This window comes from Streptomyces sp. NH27, from assembly GCF_056859195.1.
In genome coordinates, this window is the sequence record NZ_JACEGK010000583.1 from 1 (window position 1) to 4,724 (window position 4,724).

At 73.0% G+C, this 4,724-nt stretch carries 5 protein-coding genes; 2 read left to right on the plus strand and 3 right to left on the minus strand.

What is annotated here, in order from left to right; translation table 11 throughout:
• On the minus strand, nucleotides 1-539 hold a 539-nt coding region (locus AC13HU_RS32420), incomplete at its 3' end, for a hypothetical protein (RefSeq protein WP_483045557.1).
• Between the two features lie 215 nt (nucleotides 540-754).
• Here AC13HU_RS32420 and AC13HU_RS32425 point away from each other — a divergent pair.
• On the plus strand, nucleotides 755-2,224 hold the full coding sequence (locus AC13HU_RS32425; RefSeq protein ID WP_483045558.1) for a glycosyltransferase family 39 protein: 1,470 nt from the start codon (nucleotides 755-757) through the stop codon (nucleotides 2,222-2,224).
• 88 nt (nucleotides 2,225-2,312) lie between these two features.
• Complete coding sequence (locus tag AC13HU_RS32430) at nucleotides 2,313-2,600, plus strand: hypothetical protein (RefSeq protein WP_483045559.1); 288 nt, start codon at nucleotides 2,313-2,315, stop codon at nucleotides 2,598-2,600.
• 14 nt (nucleotides 2,601-2,614) lie between these two features.
• On the opposite strand, the gene AC13HU_RS32435 is transcribed toward AC13HU_RS32430, so the two are convergent.
• Both AC13HU_RS32435 and AC13HU_RS32440 read right to left on the minus strand, forming a co-directional pair.
• Nucleotides 2,615-4,009 (minus strand): sensor histidine kinase, encoded by a 1,395-nt coding sequence (locus AC13HU_RS32435; protein ID WP_483045560.1) that lies wholly within the window; start codon nucleotides 4,007-4,009, stop codon nucleotides 2,615-2,617.
• A partial coding sequence (locus AC13HU_RS32440) for an ABC transporter permease (protein ID WP_483045561.1) occupies nucleotides 4,006-4,724 on the minus strand: 719 nt, incomplete at its 5' end. The genes AC13HU_RS32440 and AC13HU_RS32435, both read right to left, overlap by 4 nt.

Here is a 4,724-nt window from a genome sequence, read left to right on the forward strand (position 1 = left end):
GACAGCGAGGGCACCTTTTCCTTCACGTCGGCGCCCGCGCCCTTGCCGGCGTCCTTGACGTTGTTGATCACGTCGTCGAAGCTGCTCACCGTCGAGTCCGGGTTCTCGCCCTTGCGCAGCTGGGACGGCAGATCCTTCAGCGCGGTGATGCTCGCGGTCACCGGCGCCATCAGCTTGCTGAGCGTCGGATCGCCCTTGGCGTTCACCGAGGCCGCCTTCAGCCGGTTGTACGCGAAGGTACCGGCCAGGCCCGCCTTGATCAGCGTGGCGGTCCGCCCGTGCGTGCCCTTCTTGAACTTGCCGGCCTTGTACGGCTTCACGATCCACTGGTGGGCCGCCCCGGCGGCGAGCCCGGCGTTCGCCGCGAAACGGGTCTTCGCGAGCTTCTGCTGCTGCGCGCTCGTCGTCGGGCTCGGGCTGCTGCTCGACGCGTGCGAGGCGGTCGAGGTGGTGTTGCTGCCGCACGCGGGCAGCACCAGAAGGGCGGCGGCCAGCAGCGGCGCGGTCAGTGCCCGGCGCATGGGGAAGCCGGTCGGCACGGGTACCTCCGGGTGGCGGGGGGAGAGTGTGCGGGCAGTGCACCCGCTTCCGCAGCATCACCCGGCCGCCCCCGGCCCGCCAGCGGACGACGCCCGTACGGAGCCCGGGGGACCTCCACATGTGGAATGCGCAGCTCGGCCGACTGGCGGCGGAACTTTTCGCGTCATAATGATTTGTGACAGTTCGTACAAGCGTTCTCGGGCGCCGCATACCCGTGTCCCTGTCCACGTCCGTCTGGCCGGTGCCGGTGCTGTGGACGCTCGCACTCGGGTGGTGGGGGATCTCCCGGCAGCACAGCGTCTGGCGGGACGAGGCCGCGACGTGGCAGGCGGCCCAGCGGTCCCCCGCCGACATCTGGCACATGCTGGGGAACATCGACGCCGTGCACGGCCTGTACTACCTGCTGATGCACGAGTGCTTCGTGTGCTTCGGGGCGAGTACCACCACCCTGCGGCTGCCGTCGGTGCTGGCCATGGCGGTGGCGGCCGGCTGCGTGGCGGTCGTCGGGCGGCGGCTGGCCGGCGTATGGGCGGGCGTGGGTGCGGGGATGACGTTCGGATTGTTGCCGGCCGTGCAGTTCTACCTCCAAGAGGGCCGCCCGTACGCGATGGTCACGGCCGCGGCCGGGATCTCGACCCTCCTGCTGGTGACCTTGCTGGAGCGCAGCCGCGGGGACGCGCGGCGGGCGCCGTGGACGCTGTGGGCGGGCTACGGCGGCGCGGTCCTGGTCTGCGGGCTGCTGAACTGGCTGTCGCTGCTGATCCTGCCCGCGCACCTGGCGACCTTGGTGTGGACGCGAGCCGGGCGGGACGTGTGGGCACGCTGGGTGACGGCTTCGGTGGCCGCTACCGCGGGTGTGCTGCCGCTGATCCTCTTCAGCCGCGGGCAGGCCCAACAGGTGGCGTGGATACCGCCGTTGACCTGGCAGATGCTGATCGCCCCGGTGGTGCTGGTGGCGATCGGCGCGGTCGGGGCCGCCCTGGACCGGCCGCGGGTGGGCCGGCTGTCGGCGGCGGCCGTCGGGCTGCCGCTGCTGGCGGTGCCCCAACTCGGCCTGATCGGCGTCTCCGTGGTCCATCCGCTGTTCCTCGACCGCTATGTCGTCTTCAGCCTGCTGGGCCTGGCGCTGCTGATCGGTGCGGGGCTGGGCGCGGCGGTGCGGGCGACCGCGTCGCGCTTCCCGACGGGGGCGCGGCGGCTGGTCCCCGTCGCGATCGCGGTGGCGACGCTGGCGCTGCTCCCGCAGTCGCTGGCCGAGCGCTCCCCGGCGAGCCGGGTGGACGACGTCATGTCGGCCGCGGCGGAGGTGCGGTCGCTGAAGTCGGCCGGGGACGCGGTGGTCTTCGTGCCGACCTGGCGGCGCGACACGGCGTACGTCTGCCCCGGCGCCTTCGCCGGCCTGCGGGACGTCGCCCTGGTCAAGGGGCCCACGCCGTCGGGGACGTTGGCGGGCGTGGAGGCCGCCCCCGCCCGGATCAGGGCCGCGATGCTGGCCCGGCGGCGCATCCTGCTGGTGACGGACGCGGCGAGTGCGGCGGGCTCGGTGCCGACAGAGCGGGACCGGACGAAACTCGCCGTGCTCCGGGAGTACTTCACGACGGTGTCGGACGTACGGGTCCGCGGCCGGCGGGTGACGGTGTACGAGCGGCGGGGGCCGGTGCACGTGCGGGGCGCGGCGGTGTGATCCGCCGACCGCCGGGGGTGGCAGGTGCACCACAACTGCCGCCGTCCGCGCCAGGTTTCACCGACCCCAACCGGGCAATGCGACAGCCATGGCCAGACGGTATGGCGGCAACCCCGCCGCGGTGATCATCCTTGTCGCCGCAGACATCGCTGCACTCATCCTGATCCTCTGGATCGTCTTCTTCGTCCTGGACGCGAACCGCGCCAACGACCTCGTCAACTGGGTCCACCACGCGGCGAACTGGCTCGCAGGCTGGTCGAAGGACATGTTCACCGTCGACAACGCGAAGTGGCGCACCGTCCTCAACTACGGCCTGCCCGCGGCCGTCTACCTGCTCGTCGCCCACGCGGTCGCCGGCCGCGTCAACCGCGCCTGACGCCTCGCCCCGGCCTACAGCGGGGCGTCCTCCTCGACCGGGAGGACGGCGGCGACGCGGAAGCCGCCGCCGTGCGCCGGGCCGGAGGCCAGGGAGCCGCCGGCCGCGGCGAGGCGTTCGGTCAGGCCGCGCAGACCGGTGCCCGCGCTGGTGGGCAGGTGGGGGTCGGGTGCGGCGGCCGCTGCCGGGCCGATCCCGTTGTCGGTGATGGTGAGGTGCGTGTGGCCCCCGCCGGTGCGCAGCTCGATGGTGGCCTGCGAGGCGTGGCTGTGCCGTACGACGTTGGTGACGCCCTCGCGGACCACCCAGCCGAGCAGCGCCTCGGTCTGTGGCGGCAGCGGCGGGCCCGACTCCTGGACCAGCACCTCGATGTCGGAGGCGGTCAACGCCGAGCGGGCCCGGTCCAGTTCGGTGGACAGGCTGCCCTCGCGGTAGCCGGTGACCGCCTCGCGGATCTCGGTGAGCGCCTGCCGGCCGACCGCCTCGATGTCGGAGACCTGCGCGAGCGCCGCGGTCAGGTCGCGCGGGGCGAGCCGGCGGGCCGCCTCAGACTTCACCACGACCACCGAAAGGGTGTGCCCGAGCAGGTCGTGCAGGTCACGGGAGAACCGCAGCCGCTCCTGCGCGACCGCGGCCCGGGCCAGCTCCTGCCGGGTCGACTTGAGCTGGTCCACCGCCTGGAAGAGCGTGATGATCACCGAGACCACCAGCCCGGACAGGAACGTCCCGTACGACAGGCTGGTGGTCGACCAGAAGCCCTCGTGGTGCAGGCCGGAGACGATCCCGGCCGCCGCGCTCGTCGGCATCAGCAACAGTCCCAGGATGCGGCGGCTGCTCGCCACGCTGCCCACGCACAGCGACACCAGCACGAACAGCAGCAGGAAGTTGCCGCCGTAGCCGATCGCCAGCGCCAGGGTGGTCGCGCCCAGGGTGGCCAGCAGCCGCAGAGGCACCGGCCCGGAGCCCCAGCGGTCGCTGAACGCGGAGCGCACGGTCAGCACGTACAGCACGCAGAACACGGCGAGTCCGGCGCCGGCCAGCCACGGCGTGCCGACCTGGCCCTTGAGCACGTCGGTGGCCGGGCCGATCGCCATCAGCAGCCAGGGGATCAGCGCGTTGCCGTCCGGCTTCTTGAGCCGGTCGATCTCGTCCTCGAACCGCTCGGACCGGCGCCACCACATCTTCCTGCGGCATTCCGTGTCCTGGACCCGGTCCTTCTCCCGAGTCCGCTGCCGGTCCCGGTCCTGGTCGAGCTCCGGGTCCCGGTCGAGTTCCTGGTCGTGGTCCGGTGCGGCGTCGTCCGCCGCGCCGGACGCCTGCGTCGCGTCCACCGCCATCCCCGTCCCCGTCCGGTGCCGCGCCGCATCGGGTCCGTGCGGCGCCCGCTCGTACGGCGCGGTGGTGATCATGCGGTACGCGCCCCGCGCCGGTACGCGAGCACGGCGTAACCGGCGAAGACCAGCAGCCAGCCGACGAGCACCGCCACCGTACCCAAACCGGGGCCACGGTGCTCCAGGACGCTCCAGCCCAGGTCGCCGAAGCGCGCGGTGGGCGTCCAGCGGGAGATCGCGCGCAGCCAGTGCGGGAAGGCGGCGGCCGGAATCCACAGCCCGCCGATCACCGAAAGACCCATCATGCAGGCCATGCTCACCACGCCGGTGGCCTGCCCGGTCAGCGCGTAGCCGTTGCCGAGGCCGAGCAGGGTGAAGGGGATGGTGCCCAGCCACAGCAGCACGGCGACGGCGAGCCACTGCCATGCCGCCAGCCGCACGCCGTTGACCAGGCCGCCCGCGGCCAGCACCGCCGTGATCGCCGGCAGTACGGTGACGCCCGCGGTCAGCGCCCGCCCGGCCACCACCTGCACCGGGTGCAGCGGCGTCACCCGCAACTGCCGTAGCCAGCCGCGCCCGCGGTCCTCCGCGACCCCCGACCCCACCGCGAGCGCCGCGCCCAGTGCCCCGTACGCGGCCATCCCGATCATCGAGTACTGCGCGTAGTCGCCCCTGAAGTCGGCGTCGCCGCCCACCCCGAGGTTGGTGAAGAGCAGGTACATCGCCACCGGCATCACCACGCCCATCACGGCGTACCCGCCGTCGCGCAGTGTGCGGCGCACCTCCAGCCGTA